Raw genomic sequence first — 15,506 nt, 5'->3', positions numbered from 1 at the left:
CGTCGCGGACGCCGCTTTTCGCACGAAACGCTGTTGCAACGTCGCGATCCCCAGAATTCCCCCGTACCGACCACCCCTCGCGAAACCGCGTACCGCGGTGGCCGCGCAAGTCGACACCGTTCGAACGGAGGTGGGGGAATGCCCCAGTACGCAGCTCCGGGAACCGCCGGATCCGTCGTCGAGTACAGGGCCCGCTACGACCATTTCATCGGCGGCGAGTACGTCCCCCCGGCCGAAGGCGGGTACTTCGAGAACCCGACCCCCGTCACGGGGCGGACGTTCACGGAACTGGCCCGCGGCACTGCCGCCGACGTGGAAAAGGCCGTGGACGCGGCCGAAGGAGCCGCCAGGTCGTGGGGCAAGACGGCACCGGCCGAACGCGCCGGGGTGCTGCTGGCCATCGCCGATCGCGTCGAGGAGAACCTCGAGAAGCTCGCCGTGGCCGAGTCCTGGGAGAACGGCAAACCGGTGCGGGAAGCGCTGGCGGCCGACATGCCGTTGGCGGTCGACCACTTCCGCTACTTCGCCGGAGCTCTGCGGGCTCAGGAAGGCACGATCTCCCAGATCGACGAGGACACGGTCGCCTACCACTTCCACGAACCCCTGGGAGTGGTCGGCCAGATCATCCCGTGGAACTTCCCGATACTGATGGCCACGTGGAAACTCGCCCCGGCGCTGGCCGGTGGCAACACCGTGGTGCTCAAGCCGGCCGAACAGACCCCGGCCTCGATCCACGTCCTGCTGGAGCTGATCGCAGATCTGCTGCCCGCCGGAGTGATCAACGTGGTCAACGGATTCGGGGTTGAAGCCGGGAAGCCGCTGGCCTCGAACCCGCGGATCAACAAGATCGCTTTCACCGGGGAGACCACCACCGGCAGACTGATCCTGCAGTACGCCAGTGAGAACATCATCCCGGCCACGGTGGAGCTGGGCGGCAAGAGTCCGAACATCTTCTTCGACGACGTCGCCGCCGCCGACGACGCGTTCCACGACAAGGCGCTCGAAGGGTTCGCGCTGTTCGCGTTGAACCAGGGCGAAGTGTGCACCTGCCCGTCCCGCGCCCTGGTGCAACGCGGTATCTACGACGAGTTCGTCGCGGCTGCGGTGGAACGCACCGAGCGGAGCGCCCCGGGGCATCCGCTGGACACCGAAACCAGGATCGGGGCCCAGTCCAGCAACGACCAGCTCGAGAAGATCCTCGCCTACATCGACATCGGAAAGCAGGAGGGCGCCCGGATCCTCACCGGTGGCGGACGGGCGGATCCGGGGGGCGAACTCAGCGGTGGTTACTACGTGGAACCGACCGTCTTCGAGGGGCACAACAGGCAGCGCATCTTCCAGGAGGAGATATTCGGCCCCGTGGTCTCGGTGACGTCCTTCGGGGACTACGAAGAGGCCGTCGAGATCGCCAACGACACGCTCTACGGCCTGGGGGCCGGTGTGTGGTCCCGGAGCGGAAACACCGCGTACCGAGCCGCCCGGGACATTCAGGCCGGGCGCGTCTGGGTGAACAACTACCACTCGTACCCGGCACACGCCGCTTTCGGCGGTTACAAGCAGTCCGGGATCGGCAGGGAAACCCACAAGATGATGCTCGATCACTACCAACAGACCAAGAACATGCTGGTCAGCTACTCGGTGAACTCCATGGGGCTGTTCTGATGAATTCGGGGGAAATCGGCAGGGTGGACGTGACCGAGCGGGCGGCCGAACTCCTTCGAAGTCTGCGTCAGCGGTACGGCGCGATCATGTTCCACCAGTCCGGTGGGTGCTGTGACGGCAGCGCACCGATGTGCTACTTGAAGGGGGAGTTCCGAACGGGAGTCCACGACGTGCACCTGGGGGACCTGAGTGTCCCCGGTGTCCCCGAGCGAATCGAGGTGTGGATGTCCGGCCCGCAGTTCGAGTACTGGCAGCACACCCATCTGACCATCGATGTGGTCACCGGACGCGGCAGCGGGTTCTCGCTGGAGGCCCCGGACGGGTTGCGCTTTCTGCTGCGCTCTCGGTTGCTCACCGAGGAGGAGCTGAACAGCCTGTGAGCACCCGGGGCGGCTCTCCGCCGCGGGCCGCCTCGGGTGCTTCTTTCCGGTGCTTCCCGGGAGACGTCCTCGGTCGCACCGGATCGGCACTCCGAACGAACTCGTGCACCGAGGTGTCCCCGGCCCCGTACACCGGTCCGAGAGCACGCGCGGGAGCCGCGCGGCACCGGAAACGCCCGAAACGGGAAATCCTCCGAGGCCGTGCTTCGCGTGAATCCGGACGAGGAAAAAGCCCCACGGGGATTCCGGTTTTCGCTCGTACCCGTTCCACCCGAGTTCCGCCGGAACATCCCGCGCTCCATTCGAGTCGAATTCCCCGGACACCGCTCCGCCTGCTTCCTGCGAAGCAATTCTGCGCACGCTAGGGTGTCAACGTGCGCGGAACAACCGGCACGGCCCTCGAAGTGACAGCGAGAGGTGCGCGGATGGCCGAGCACGGACACGGCCACTCACACGTCGCCGACCGTGAAGCCGACCGGAGGTATCTGAGCGCGGCACTGGTCGTGATCGCGTTGTTCATGATCGCGGAAATCGTGGTCGGGGTGTACGCCTCCTCGCTAGCGCTGATCTCCGACGCCGGTCACATGCTCACCGACGCCGGAGCGCTGGCCCTCGCGCTCGTGGCGGGCAGGCTCGCCAGAATCCCGGCCAGGGGCGCCTACACCTTCGGCCTCAAAAGAGCCGAGATACTCTCGGCCCAGATCAACGGAATAACGCTGTTCGCGCTGGTCGGCTACTTCGTCGTCGAGGGAGTTCGCCGGCTGATCGCCCCTCCCGCCGTGGCCGGTGCCTTCGTGCTCGTCACTGCCCTGGTCGGGATCGTGGTCAACCTGATCGCCACGTGGCTGATCAACAAGGGCAACAGGCAGAGCCTCAACGTCGAGGGTGCCTTCCAGCACATCCTCAACGACCTCTACGCCTTCGTCGCGACAGCGGTGGCCGGACTCGTGGTCCTGTCGACCGGTTGGACACGCGCGGACGCGCTCGCCGCGCTCGTCGTCGCCGCCCTCATGGCCAGGGCGGGCTACGGGCTCATCCGCGACTCGGCCCGGGTCTTCCTCGAAGCCGCACCGAGGGGAATCGACCCGCAGCTGCTGGAAACGGAGATACGCGGTGTCACCGGGGTGGTCGAGGTCCACGAGCTGCACGTCTGGGAAGTGACTTCCGGTTTTCCCGCCCTGTCCGCCCACGTGCTCGTCTCGGCCGATCAGGACTGCCACGAACGACGGACAGCCGTCGAACGGCTGCTGGGCGAACGGCACGAGATCCGGCACACCACCCTGCAGGTGGATCACCGGCAGGACTTCCTGCCCACGGAATCGTTGCGTTCCCGCGCCCCGGAGGAGCAGGGCGGCGCGGAGAACGAAACCGGCCGGGGCTGACCACTCGGGAACTCCTCCTCGCGGACAAGGCTCCGGGAAGACTCCCGGGCCCCGCCCGGAACAGGCACGTCCCGAGCGCGCGGTGAGGCGGGGCCGGGCGACTCGCCCGGCCCCGCCTCACCGGCACCGTCCCCGGGAGAGGGACCGCGAGCCGAGCTAGACCTCGACTCCGGCGAGCACCGTCACCTTCTCCTCGGTCAGATCGGTCATCGCGGCGTGCACCCCCTCCCTGCCGACGCCGGACTCCTTCACTCCTCCGTAGGGCATCTGGTCGGCCCGGAAACTCGGCACATCACCGACGATCACACCGCCGACCTCCAGCTCGGCCGACGCCCGGAACGCCAGCCGCACGTCCCTGGTGAAGATCCCGGCCTGCAGACCGTAGCGGGAGTCGTCGACGCGCCGGAACGCCTCGTCGGCGGAGTCCACCGACTCCACCACCAGAACCGGGCCGAACACCTCCTCGGTGAGCACCCTCGCGTCGTCCGGGACCCCGGTCAGCACCGTAGGTTCGTAACTCGAGCCTCGCCGCACCCCTCCGGTGAGCACCCGAGCCCCCGCGGCGACGGCCTCGTCGACCCACCGTTCCACTCGCTCCGCCGCCTCCTCGTCGATCAGAGGTCCCACCCGGGTGGCCTCGTCGAAGGGGTCACCGGACTTCTGCGACTCCACGGCCCGGACCAGCCGGGGGACGAAATCATCGTGGGCTCCACGATGGACGAGCACCCGCTGCACCGATATGCACGACTGCCCGGCCTGGTACACGGCGAAGGTGGCGATCCGCTCGGCCGCGTAGTCCCGCTCGGTCCAGTCCTCGTGGACGAACACCGCGGCGTTACCACCCAGTTCGAGCGTGACGTGCTTGCGCGGGGCGGCGTCCTTGATCCCCCACCCGACCGGGCCGGACCCGGTGAAGGAAACCACCGGCAACCGCGGATCACCGACCAGTTCGGCCGCCTTCTCGTCGGTGGTCGGCAACACCGACCACGCTCCGGAGGGCAGCTCCGTCTCGGCCAGGATCTCACCCAGCAACAGCGCGGTGAGCGGAGTCATGGGTGCGGGTTTGAGCACGATGGGGGCTCCGACCGCCAGCGCGGGAGCGAGCTTGTGCACCGCGAGGTTCAGCGGGAAGTTGAACGGGGCGATCCCGAGCACCGCTCCCCGCGGTGGACGGCGGACGAGTGCCAGTCTGTTCACGCCCCCGGGATCGGTGTCCAGCCGCTGTAAGTCACCCGACCAGCGACGTGTCTCCTCCGCCGCCCACCGGAACGTCGACACCGACCGTGCCACCTCGGCGCGGGCCCAGAAGAGCGGTTTCCCGTTCTCGGCCGTGATCAGCCGGGCGAACTCCTCGGAACGCTCCTCCAAGCGGGTTCGAACGTGCTCGAGCGCCGCCGCCCTCACGTGCGCAGGCGAAGCGGCCGTCCTGCGGACGCTCGCGCACGCGGCGGAGACGGCCCGTTCGACGTCGGCTTCGGTGGCGAAGTAGGCGGTCCCCACCGAGGAGCCGTCCCCGGGATGCGACACCTCGAAGCTCGTTTCGCCCGCAGCAGCCGCTCCGGCCACCCAGTATCCAGTAACCATGGTCCTCCTTGTCGTCCTCACAGCGACGCTACGGTCCCCACACGCGCGCCGTGCAGTGCCGATCGGTCCAGTCCGAACGAAGCGAATCGACGAAATGTCCAGGGACTCCTCGCGAAACGGCTTGCTCGAGTGGTCGGTCACCGGCAGGTGAGGCGGTGTCGCGCCGCGTCGCGGGGCACTTCGAGCAAGCCCTCCCGCCAGGTGCCCCGCCGCCTGCTGCGAAAGAGGCGGGGCCGTCCACCACGGTCGGCCGTGGTGGACGGCCCGCTCACGATCGGCACGCCCGGCACGTGCCGATCCAGGTCCCGTCGGCAGCGGACCGAACCGCGGCGGGGAACGGGTGTACCTCTCGCACCGCGGTGACGACGGCCCCGGGCCGACGGGAAGCGGGATTCGGATCGCCGGTTCTCAGCGCAGACTGTGCGTCACGTGTTTGACACGCGTGTAGTCGTCGAACCCGTAGCGGGACAGGTCGTTGCCGTAACCGGAGTGCTTGAAGCCCCCGTGCGGCATTTCGGCGAGCAACACCATGTGGGTGTTCACCCACACGCAGCCGAATTCGAGTTCGGCCGCGAAACGTTGGGCCCGCCCGTGCTCCCGGGTCCAGACGCTGGAGGCCAGCGCGTAGTCCACCCCGTTGGCGAGCCGCAGGGCCTCCTGCTCGGACTCGAACTCCTGCACGGTCAGCACCGGTCCGAAGACCTCCTCCTGGACGACCTCGTCGTGCTGGTGCACCCCTGCGATCACCGTCGGCTCGAAGAAGAACCCCTCTTCGCGCGCCCGTGCTCCGCCCGTCAGCACTCTCGCGTGTTCGGGCAACCGCTCGATCAGCGCGCTCACCCGCTCGAACTGCGCCGCGTTGTTCAGCGGCCCGAAAGTGGCCTCCGGGTCGGAAGGCGGACCACATCGGAGACCGCTGACCCGCTCGACCAGCTTGGCGGTGAACTCCTCGGCCACCGAGGCCTCCACCAGTACCCTGGTGGCAGCCGTGCAGTCCTGACCGGCGTTGAACACCCCGGCTTCGGCGATTTCCACGGCGGCGGTGTCCAGGTCGGCATCGGCGAAGACCACGGCCGGGGCTTTGCCTCCCAGCTCCAGGTGCACGCGTTTGACGTCCTCGGCCGCAGCGGCCGCGACCTGCTTACCCGCTCTGCTGGACCCGGTGATCGACACCATCGCCGCCGTCGGATGAGCGGCTACCGCGCTGCCCGTATCACGGTCACCGCAGACCACGTTGAGCACTCCGCTGGGCAGCGCCTCCGCCGCGACCTCACCGAGCATCGCGGCGGTGACCGGAGTGGTGTCCGCCGGTTTGAGCACCACCGTGTTCCCAGCCGCGATCGCGGGAGCGATCTTCCAGACCGCCATCATCAACGGGTAGTTCCACGGCGCTATCTGGCCGATCACGCCGACCGGTTCCCTGCGAACGTAGGAGGTGTGGCCCGGCGCGTACTCCGCTGCCCCCGAACCGTCCAGCAGCCTGGCGGCCCCCGCGAAGAACCTGATCTGATCGATGGCTGCCTCGACCTCCTCGCTACGGGTGGCCGCCACCGGCTTACCGCTGTTGGCCACCTCGGCAGCGACGAACTCCTCGGTACGGTCCTCCAGCACGTCGGCCAGCCGCAGCAACGCCCGCTGCCTCTCGGCGGGAGTGCTGCGACGCCACTCGGTGAAAGCCCGCTCGGCCGCGGCGTAGGCCGCGTCCACATCGGCCTCGGAAGAAACCGGGGCGCGGGCGAACTCCGCCCCGGTGCAGGGGTCGATCAGCGGAGCCGTGCGGCGGGCACCGGCTTCGACGGACACCCCGTCGACGACGTTGTGAACGGTGCGCATCAGCGTCCCTCCGGAAGAATGCTCAACAGTTCGTAGATCACGTGCGAAGCGGCGATCCCTGTGATCTCGGCGTGGTCGTACGCGGGGGAAACCTCCACGAGGTCGGCACCGACGAGGTTCAGCCCCTCGAGACCACGCAGCAGTTCCAGCAGCTCCCTGCTCGACAGCCCGCCCGCTTCCGGAGTACCCGTCCCCGGTGCGAACCCGGGGTCGAGCACGTCGATGTCGATCGAGGCGTAGACCGGGCGTGAACCGAGCCGAGCACGGACGCGCTCCGTGATGGTGTCCAGCGAGGCACGTGCGAAGTCCCGGCAGTGCACGGCGGCGAACCCCATCCGCGCGCTCTCGGCCAGGTCCACCCCGGAATACAGCGGGCCCCGGAGCCCCACGTGCATCGAGTGCTCGTGGTCGATCAGCCCTTCCTCCGCCGCACGGCGAAACGGAGTTCCGTGTGTGTAGGGCTCGCCGAAGTAGGTGTCCCAGGTGTCCAGATGCGCGTCGAAGTGCAGGACGGCGAGCGGACCGTGCCGCTCGTGCTGCACCCGCAGCAACGGCAGCGCGATCGTGTGATCACCGCCGATGGTGATCAGGGTGCGGCCGGTCCCGGACATTTCCCTGGCGGCCGACTCCACCGTGGAAATGGCCTCGCCGACGTCGAAGGGATTCACTCCCACGTCCCCGGCGTCGGCGACCTGCCGAGCCGCGAACGGGGAGACGCCGACGGCCGGGTTGTACGGCCGCAACAGTCTGGAGCTCTGCCGGACGTGTCCGGGCCCGAACCTCGCTCCGGGACGGTAGCTCACCCCGGTGTCGAAGGGCACTCCCCACAGCAGCGCGTCGGCATCGGAAACCTCCGAGTACCTCGGCAGTCGCGCGAAGGTCGAATCACCGCCGTACCGGGGAATCCTGGTGGCGTCGACCGGACCGACCGGTTCCCGGTCCATGGGCTCTGACACTGTCCGCTCCTCACAATTCCACTCGCGCACGGGTCGAAGAATCGAGCCCCGTCACGTTCCCCGTCCATCAAGCCGCCCGGCCTCCGAGATCTCGGCCGCGGCGCGTTTGCCGGACTCGATGGCGCCGTCGATGAAGGCGCGCCAGCGTCCGGCCGTGTGCGAGCCCGCGAAGTGGACGCGCCCCTCGGGCTCGCCGACGCTGATCTCGTACTCGGCGAACTGCCCGGCCCGGAAGGTCGCCCAGGTCCCCTTGGAGAACTCGTCGCCCACCCAGTCGTGGGTGGCGACGTCGACGATCTCCGCCTCCGGGGCGAACTCGCGGACGGCACGCTGCACGTCGTGCGGATCCGCCCCGTCGACCCGACCGTCCTCGGGCGCGAAGCACACGAGGACCACGCCGTTTTCCGTGGTGGCCATCGCACCGACGTAGTCGAAGGCCGTTCCCCACCCGAAACCGCTCAGCTCCTCGGGAACCCCACGTGCCAGCGCCCAGATCTTCTGTCCCTGCCCCGCGTGGTTCTCCCGGGAGATCGCCTGTTTGGCCGCCGACAGCTCCGGCTCGAACCGGATGTCGCGCCACACGCCCACGGGAGTGGTCATCAACACCCGCTCAGCCCGAACGGAACCGCCGTCGTAGCCGACGGTCACTCCCCTTCCGTCGGCGAGCACCTCGCGCACGGGACTGGACAACCGCAGCTCCGCACCGGCGTCAGCGGCTATCGCCTCGGCCAGCGACACGGTGCCGTCGACGAACGTGTAGCCGAGCACGCTCGCCTGCACCATCCCCCACAGCGAGTTGTCCATCGCCGCCAGCCAACGGATCACGTCCAGAGCCGATCCGGTCTCCTCGCTCGCGTTCGCACAACCGCAGAACCAGGAGATCAACAGTTCCCCGGAGTTCCCGGACAGCCCCTGCTGCTCGGCCCACTGCCGGATCGGCACGTCGAGATCGGAAAGACCCTGCTCGGAAAGTGGTCGTTCCGGATCGATCCTCCTCCCCGCCTCGATCAACGAACGCATCACGTGTTCGAGCTGCTCGTACTCCTCCGGAGGGACCGGCAGCAACGTGTCCAGCACCTGGCCGTGATCGGACCAAGTCATGCGCGGGGGAAGCTCGCTGTCGGCCACCCGGATCCCGTAGCGGTGCACTTCGGCGAAGACGTGCCGCTGCTGCGGCACGATCCAGGTACCGCCCATCTCCAGGCCGAACCCGTCGAAGGCGTCCGGCCGGTACCAGGTGGAGCCACCGATGCGATCCCTGGCCTCCAGGACCAGTACGTCCTCACCCGCCTCACGAAGGTCCCTGGCCGCTGTCAGCCCCGCGAACCCCGCTCCGATGACGACGACGTCATAAGTGTCCATACTCGTACGCTCTTTCCTGTTCATACGAATCCCGCGTTCAGACCCCGGCTGTCCGGGGCGCGCTCGTTTCCCTGTCGGCCCCGTTCGGGCCGGGCCGCGTGGCCGTCGCGGTCAGCGACAGGTAGGCCACGGCCGTCGTGGCGGCCGCCAGCAGAAAACTCACGTCTATGTGGGTGATGCTGATCAGCGGTCCGGTGTACAGCGCGGTGTCCACGGACAGCAGACCGACCGTGGAACCGATGGCCCACGCTGCGGTGGCCCTGAGGTTCCACCCGCCCGTGTACCAGTAGATCCCGCCGCGCGACCTCCGGTTGAACACTTGGAGGGCTTCGGTGTCGTAGCTGCCTCCGCAGCGCGCGAAGCCGATCAACGTGATCACCGCCCACGGCGTTCCGACCGCGGTCAGCAGCAGGACGAAAGCGGTGACGGCCGACTGCGCGTCCCAGACGAAGTAGCCGAGGAAGACCAGCACGGTCGCGAGCGCCGACACCAGGGTCGTGGACTGTATCCGGGACAGGTTCGGCACGATGGCGTCCAGGTCCAACCCCATGCTGTAGATGAGGATGCCCCCGTTGCCGATGGTGCCGAACACCCCGCTCAACAGCAGCGGCACGAGGAACCACAGCGGGGCCGCCGCGACGAGCGGGCCCACGTAGTCCTCCGCGGCTCGGGAGGCGAACGCGGTGAACGTCCCGAACAGTTGCGGTACCAGCAGACCGAGGATCATCCCGAGGGCCGAAGCTCCGAACACCCGCGTCGGCGAGTACCGGTTCGGCGAGACGTAACGGCTGTAGTCTCCGAGCAGGGTTATGAACGCCATCGGGCCGCTCAACCCGGCGGCCACCGTGGACAGCGACCACGTGGTCCAGAAGTCACCGAGCAAATGGCCGCCGTCGACCACCGGGGAAGGGTCGAACTTCCCCGCGTAGGCGAACAGGCCGACGATCATCAACACCGTCGTCCCCGCCGCGACCCATTTACTGAGCACGGTCAGCAACTGGTACCCGAATATCGCGGTGAACACCGCCAGCAGGGACAGGACCGCGTAGGTGAGGCTGTATCCCCACGCTCCGTTCGGAAACCCGAACAGCCTGTGCAACGGGCCGACCACGGCGGCTCCACCGGTCCAGAGCGTCAGGGCCCCGTACCCGAGGGACAGCAGCAGGCCGATGACCGAACCGATCAGCCGCCCGCGCACGCCGAAGTGACCGCCACTGCTCGTGGAGAGGTTGGTCCCGGTGCGGAACGACACCAGCGCGAGCGGAGCGACCAGCACCGTCCCGAGCAGGGTGCCGGTGATCATCGAGGTGACGCTGGCCCAGAAACCCAGCCCGAACGAAGCGGGCAGCCACCCGAAAATGATCACGCCGAGGCACATGTTCGACCCGAACAGAATGCCGATCACGTCACGCGGCCTACCGGTTCTGTCCGGCTCCGGGATCGTGTCGACACCGTGCACCTCGATGCCGACGCCGCGATCGCGCGACGACGGTTCCTCGGTCATCGGTGACCTCCTTGCGACTGGTGGGCGCCGAACGGCGCCGAGGGCAACGTTCGAGCCGCGCGGCACCGGCAAGTGTGGGCCCCATCACGAGCCTGGGGGAGTCATCGATTCTCCGAAGTACACGACAAGCTTTGGACGATCGCACAACGCGACGACCGTCGTCACGGGGAATCGCGCGTCTGCCGTATCGCACGCAACGCCAGGTACAGATCCACCCGGTCCGGGGTGTGTGAAAGCGTCCTCCCGGTCAGCTCCTCGACGCGCCCCATGCGATGGCGCAGCGTGTTGATGTGCACGTGCAGTGTTCGTGCCGCCTCCTGCCAGCGTCCTCCGGCGTCGAGGAAGACCCGCAGGGAGGGAATCAGTTCCGTTCCCCGACGCTGGTCGTGCTCCAGCACGGAGCCCAGCAGTGCCCGGGAGGTGGCCGCCAGCAGTTCCGGGTCCTGCGCGGCCAGCAGCAGCGTCGGGGAACTCAGCTGGTCGTGGGTCATCCAACCCCCCGCACCGGAACGTACCCCCTCTCCCGCGGGGACGGCCTCGGCCGCGTGCGCGGCCTGCAGCAGGCTCACCCGCAACTCGGCCGCGCTTCCCGGGGCACCCATCCCCAGCCGTACGTCCCCGGACACGCCGCTCACGGACCGGTGCAGCCCACGTGCCAGCTCCGGCACGCTGTCCACGCTGCGCACGAAAGCCACTACCTCGTCACCACGTCGCACGGCCACTCCGTCCGTGCCGAGCACCTCACCCAGGCGTGCCGACACCGCTTCGGGAGCTCCCGTGCGAACCACCACGGCCGCCAACGGGCCTTCGGGAGGCAGGCCGAACGAGTGCAGCCTCGTCCGCACCGTCTCCAGCCCAACGGTGCCGGCCTGCACCCATTCGAACAGTTCCCAGGCGTAGCGCAGTTCCGTGGCCCGCACCGCTCTGCTCCGCTCGATCTCGAGCGCGATGAACGGCATGGCCTGCATAACCGCGGCGTGCTGTTCCACGTCGAGCTCCTCGAGCGGCACGGGCAGCAGCAGCTCCGCGTCGGCGAGTCCTTCCCCCACCAGCGGAACCGGGTGCCCCGGGCTGGGAGGGCGGCCCGCTATGAGTCCCGCGGAACCGCGTACCGCGACCGGGTCCGCGAGCTGTCTCTCCAGCACGGAGAGCACCGTGCCCACCCCGCGACGCAACCGCAACGCGGTCACTATGGCGTCGTGCTGATCGAGGTGTCTGCGCAGCGGGCGCTCCCACTCCACTCGCTTGCTGCCGACGAAAGCCTGGACCACCTGGAGGAAGGCGACCTCCGCACCGACGACGAAACAGGTCAACCCGTGCGCACGCGCCGCTTCGACGAACTCCTCGGGAGCCTCGGTCTCGGGAGGGACCAGTCCGAACCCCACGGCGGCCACATCGGCGGAGGCCAGATCCGCCACGAAGTCACCGGCCCGCACCCCGGCGGTACGCCAGACCCCCGCGGTGAGCACCACCTCTCCACCGCGCAGGAAGTTCGCGGGAGCGTTGATCTCGATCGTGTGGACCCACTGGATCGGACGAGTGACGTCACCCCGCACCCGGACGTCCAAGGACAGTTCCCGGTCCGCGAGCAGGTCTTCGACCAGCATGGAGTTCCTTCCTCCTGGAGCTTTTCCGTTTCGGTGGTCGTGGGCGCTCGTTGGCGGAACCTCGCCGCGGCGATGCCGGCTCCTCGGAGAGTGTTCCGGTACCGCCGCACCGGAGAACCCCGTCCGACCGACAACTCGACCGGAGAACTTCGATCAGCGCTCGGGCCCGTTCAGCACCCGCAGGGCCAACCACAGTTCCGCACGCACCCCCGGCTGGTCCAGATCACGCCCGAGCAGCGACTCGACCTTGCGGATCCGGTTGCGGAGCGTGTGCCGATGCACCCCCAGCGCTCCCGCGGCCGGATCCCACTGCCCGTGCCGGGCCAACCACTCGCGCAGCGAGACGATAAGCTCGTTCCTGCCCTCGAGCGGAGCCAGCAGGGACTCCGCGAATCCGGTCACCCGGTCGGCGGGAACCAGATCAAGCAGCCCCCACCCCGCCAACTCGGCGAACCACACCGTGTTGTCCCCGGTACGCGCGGCCGCCACGGCCTGCTCGGCCTGGCGCAGGGCACGCGACATCCCGCTCAGGTCGCACGGCTCGGAAATTCCGACCCGCAGCACGTCACGCCGTCGGCTCAGCTGCTCCAGACTCCCACCCCCCGCCGGAACCACCGCCATCACGGCCCCTTCGTACTCGACCGGGTAAATCGCTTCCTCGAAGTGCTCCGTCTCGAGCAGGTACAGCAGCTCCCCCGAATCACGGGCCCCTTCGAAGGCCAGCACCCGGAGGGGCGGAGCGGGGAACTCGGTCCGCAGGTCGTCGAGCGTCTCCCAGACGGGTTCGCCCGCCAACAGTGTGCGCAGGAATCCGGTGCGCAGTTTCCTCCGTGCCGCGCGCAACGTCTCGGTCTGCCGCAGAGCCAGGGTCAGCAGCGAGGCCGCCGAGTTGATCACTTGTCGGTCGGACGTGCCGAACGACCACGTGCGCCCGACGACGAGCACTGCCCCGTTCCCGGCTCCGAGGTCCTGCATGCTGACCTCCTGCCCGGACAGTTCGAAGTCCACTGTCCCCCTCCCCTGCCTGCCGCGCAGCCGCTCGGCCTCGGGGGCGAGCACGCGGGCCGAGATCCCGGCCGTGCTCGGAGCGGCGTGCAGCACCGTTCCCGCGCCGTCCAGCAACAGCACCCACCCCTCGACGAGGCCGGCCAGCTTGCGAACCAGCGTGGCGAGTCCTCCTCTGCTCCCCGCCGCGCGGGCCAGTTCCTGTTGCGCTCGGCTGAGCCGTCGGACTCCCTCGTACTCGTCCTCGGCCAGCGCGCGTGAAACCGCTTTGCTGATCGCGATGAACGGTGTCCGGTGCGGCACGGCCACCAACGGCAGTCCCGCTTCGGTGGCTGCCGCGACCAGTTCCCGCGGCACCTCACCGTGGGTGAGTCCCACGCCGAAGCCGAGCCCGGCCACACCGGCAGCGGCGAGCCTGCTCACGTACTCGCCGCACTCGTGGCCGCGCAACGTCAGCCCCGTGGTCAGCAACAGCTCCCCGCCCTCGAGGAACGGGGTGGGATCGGCCAGTTCGCTGGTGTGCACCCAGGAGATCGGCCGGTCCGCGGAGCTCCGGCTCCCGTGGGACGTCAGCTCCAGTTCCGGGTCGGCGAGAAGCCCCCGCACAGTCAGCGGCACCGGGCAACAACTCCAAACCGTCCATCGAACCGTGCGCTAGTAGCCGTTGTGTCTACTGCATATCATCGCTGGAGGGCCGAAGCTGTCCCCGAACACGTCACGACGGATCGGAGACGGCGATGACCACGCTCACGCACGAGGAGACGAGCGCCTCGCGGAAACGACTGCTGCGCACCGAGATCCCCGGACCGAAGTCGCGTGAGTTGCAGCAACGCCGCGCGAAGACCGTGGCGGCCGGTGTGGGCAGTGCGCTGCCCGTCTACGTCACGGGAGCCGAGGAAGGCGTGCTGCACGACGCGGACGGCAACGTCCTGATCGATCTGGGCTCGGGCATCGCGGTGACCAACGTGGGCAACGCTGCACCCGAGGTGGTCGATGCGATCCGCGACCAGGCCGGCGAATTCACGCACACCTGCTTCATGGTGACGCCCTACGAGAACTATCTCGAGGTCTGCGAGGAACTGGCCGCGGTGACTCCCGGGGAGCACGACAAGCGCACCGTGCTGTTCAACTCCGGGGCGGAGGCGGTGGAGAACGCGGTCAAGGTCGCTCGCAGGGCCACCGGCAGGCAAGCCGTGGTGGTCTTCGACCACGCCTACCACGGGCGCACCAACCTCACGATGGCGATGACCGCCAAATCGGTGCCCTACAAGCACGGGTTCGGCCCCTTCACCAGCGAGATCTACCGCATGCCGATGTCCTGTCCGGCTCGGGACGGCGCGGACGGGGCCGAAGCGGCCCGTGGGGTGATCGACCGGATCGAGAAGCAGGTGGGGGCCGACTCCGTGGCCGCCGTGGTCGTCGAGCCCGTACAGGGTGAGGGCGGGTTCGTCGAACCGGCCGAGGGCTTCCTGCCGGAGATATCGCGGTGGTGCACCGACAGCGGAGCGCTTTTCGTCGCCGACGAGATCCAGACCGGGTTCTGCCGGACCGGGGACTGGTTCGCCTGTGAGCACGAGGGAGTGGTGCCCGACTTGATCACCACGGCCAAGGGGATCGCGGGCGGGATGCCGCTGGCCGGGGTGACCGGACGTGCCGAGGTGATGGACTCACTGCCCCCGGCGAGCCTGGGCGGCACCTACGGCGGCAACCCGGTGTCCTGCGCCGCTGCCCTGGGAGCTATCCGGGCGATGCGCGAGCGGGACCTCGCCGGGGCCGCACGGGACATCCAGCACCGCGCGATGCCCAGGCTGCGTGAGCTGGCGGCGCGTACCGAGCGGATCCTCGAAGTGCGCGGCCGGGGAGCGATGCTGGGTGTCGAGTTCGTCCGTGCCGGAAGCGACGAGCCCGACCCCGAACTGGCCGCACGGGTGGCCAAGACCTGCCACGAACGCGGTGTCGTCGTGCTCACCTGCGGCACCTACGGCAACGTGATTCGCCTGCTGCCTCCGCTGGTGATATCGGCCGAGCTGCTGGACGAGGGACTCGACGTGCTCGAGGAGTCCCTGGCGGAGCAGTTGGACTGAGAACCGGTCCGGCGACGGGTTCGGCCGCTCCGCCACGGTCACGACGAGCGTTCCGTGGCGGCGGCGGGACTCCAGGGGTTTCTCGCGGGGGCGTCCCGGCGAAACCGGCCCGGTCCGGCCGACACCGGGTGTCGACGGCCCGGGCCG

General features: G+C 68.7%; 11 protein-coding genes. 4 read left to right on the top strand and 7 right to left on the bottom strand.

All coding sequences use genetic code 11. The features are described 5' to 3' along the window. Positions 1–138 precede the first annotated feature (138 nt). The 3 genes from exaC to FHR84_RS08115 all read left to right on the top strand — a co-directional run bounded on the left by exaC (position 139) and on the right by FHR84_RS08115 (position 3,424). Positions 139–1,662, top strand: coding sequence for an acetaldehyde dehydrogenase ExaC (gene exaC / locus FHR84_RS08125; RefSeq protein WP_179534828.1), 1,524 nt, complete (start codon positions 139–141; stop codon positions 1,660–1,662). Beyond that, a complete protein-coding gene (locus FHR84_RS08120) occupies positions 1,662–2,042 on the top strand; it encodes a DUF779 domain-containing protein (RefSeq protein WP_179534827.1) in 381 nt (126 codons plus the stop codon). Before exaC ends, FHR84_RS08120 begins: the two co-directional genes overlap by 1 nt. Before the next feature lie 425 nt (positions 2,043–2,467). Beyond that, complete coding sequence (locus tag FHR84_RS08115) at positions 2,468–3,424, top strand: cation diffusion facilitator family transporter (protein WP_179534826.1); 957 nt, start codon at positions 2,468–2,470, stop codon at positions 3,422–3,424. Positions 3,425–3,580: 156 nt separating this feature from the next. Here FHR84_RS08115 and FHR84_RS08110 read toward each other — a convergent pair whose 3' ends face one another. The 7 genes from FHR84_RS08110 to FHR84_RS08080 all read right to left on the bottom strand — a co-directional run bounded on the left by FHR84_RS08110 (position 3,581) and on the right by FHR84_RS08080 (position 13,893). Further along, the gene (locus FHR84_RS08110) at positions 3,581–5,008 is read right to left on the bottom strand and encodes an aldehyde dehydrogenase family protein (RefSeq protein ID WP_179534825.1); all 1,428 of its coding nucleotides are present in this window, start codon (positions 5,006–5,008) and stop codon (positions 3,581–3,583) included. A 408-nt stretch (positions 5,009–5,416) separates the two neighbouring features. Next, a complete protein-coding gene (locus FHR84_RS08105; protein ID WP_179534824.1) occupies positions 5,417–6,841 on the bottom strand; it encodes a gamma-aminobutyraldehyde dehydrogenase in 1,425 nt (474 codons plus the stop codon). Beyond that, positions 6,841–7,785 carry an agmatinase gene (gene speB / locus FHR84_RS08100; protein ID WP_179534925.1) on the bottom strand — a complete coding sequence of 315 codons (945 nt, stop codon included), beginning with the start codon at positions 7,783–7,785 and terminating at the stop codon, positions 6,841–6,843. Before speB ends, FHR84_RS08105 begins: the two co-directional genes overlap by 1 nt. A 63-nt stretch (positions 7,786–7,848) precedes the next feature. Further along, entirely contained in the window at positions 7,849–9,159 is a 1,311-nt protein-coding gene (locus FHR84_RS08095) for a flavin monoamine oxidase family protein (RefSeq protein WP_179534823.1), read from the bottom strand. A gap of 37 nt (positions 9,160–9,196) precedes the next feature. After that, the gene (locus tag FHR84_RS08090; protein WP_179534822.1) at positions 9,197–10,663 is read right to left on the bottom strand and encodes a purine-cytosine permease family protein; all 1,467 of its coding nucleotides are present in this window, start codon (positions 10,661–10,663) and stop codon (positions 9,197–9,199) included. 161 nt (positions 10,664–10,824) lie between these two features. Continuing rightward, positions 10,825–12,270, bottom strand: coding sequence for a PucR family transcriptional regulator (locus FHR84_RS08085; RefSeq protein ID WP_179534821.1), 1,446 nt, complete (start codon positions 12,268–12,270; stop codon positions 10,825–10,827). A gap of 153 nt (positions 12,271–12,423) precedes the next feature. Next, a complete protein-coding gene (locus FHR84_RS08080) occupies positions 12,424–13,893 on the bottom strand; it encodes a PucR family transcriptional regulator ligand-binding domain-containing protein (protein WP_179534820.1) in 1,470 nt (489 codons plus the stop codon). Between the two features lie 119 nt (positions 13,894–14,012). Here FHR84_RS08080 and gabT point away from each other — a divergent pair, with 119 nt between their 5' ends. Continuing rightward, on the top strand, positions 14,013–15,359 hold the full coding sequence (gene gabT / locus FHR84_RS08075) for a 4-aminobutyrate--2-oxoglutarate transaminase (RefSeq protein WP_179534819.1): 1,347 nt from the start codon (positions 14,013–14,015) through the stop codon (positions 15,357–15,359). Positions 15,360–15,506 lie beyond the last annotated feature (147 nt).

The sequence above is a fragment of the Actinopolyspora biskrensis genome (assembly GCF_013408175.1).
GTDB classification, from domain to species: Bacteria; Actinomycetota; Actinomycetes; order Mycobacteriales; family Pseudonocardiaceae; genus Actinopolyspora; species Actinopolyspora biskrensis.
The sequence above is the reverse complement of the archived record's forward strand: the minus strand, read 5'-3'. Positions and strand labels throughout refer to the sequence as shown.

Coding starts and splice junctions, on each gene's coding strand:
- FHR84_RS08095 (WP_179534823.1), bottom strand. CDS start 9,159: ATGGACACTTATGACGTCGTCGTCATCGGAGCGGGGTTCGCGGGGCTG.
- FHR84_RS08105 (WP_179534824.1), bottom strand. CDS start 6,841: ATGCGCACCGTTCACAACGTCGTCGACGGGGTGTCCGTCGAAGCCGGT.
- speB (WP_179534925.1), bottom strand. CDS start 7,785: ATGGACCGGGAACCGGTCGGTCCGGTCGACGCCACCAGGATTCCCCGG.
- FHR84_RS08115 (WP_179534826.1), top strand. CDS start 2,468: ATGGCCGAGCACGGACACGGCCACTCACACGTCGCCGACCGTGAAGCC.
- FHR84_RS08110 (WP_179534825.1), bottom strand. CDS start 5,008: ATGGTTACTGGATACTGGGTGGCCGGAGCGGCTGCTGCGGGCGAAACG.
- FHR84_RS08085 (WP_179534821.1), bottom strand. CDS start 12,270: ATGCTGGTCGAAGACCTGCTCGCGGACCGGGAACTGTCCTTGGACGTC.
- FHR84_RS08090 (WP_179534822.1), bottom strand. CDS start 10,663: ATGACCGAGGAACCGTCGTCGCGCGATCGCGGCGTCGGCATCGAGGTG.
- gabT (WP_179534819.1), top strand. CDS start 14,013: ATGACCACGCTCACGCACGAGGAGACGAGCGCCTCGCGGAAACGACTG.
- exaC (WP_179534828.1), top strand. CDS start 139: ATGCCCCAGTACGCAGCTCCGGGAACCGCCGGATCCGTCGTCGAGTAC.
- FHR84_RS08120 (WP_179534827.1), top strand. CDS start 1,662: ATGAATTCGGGGGAAATCGGCAGGGTGGACGTGACCGAGCGGGCGGCC.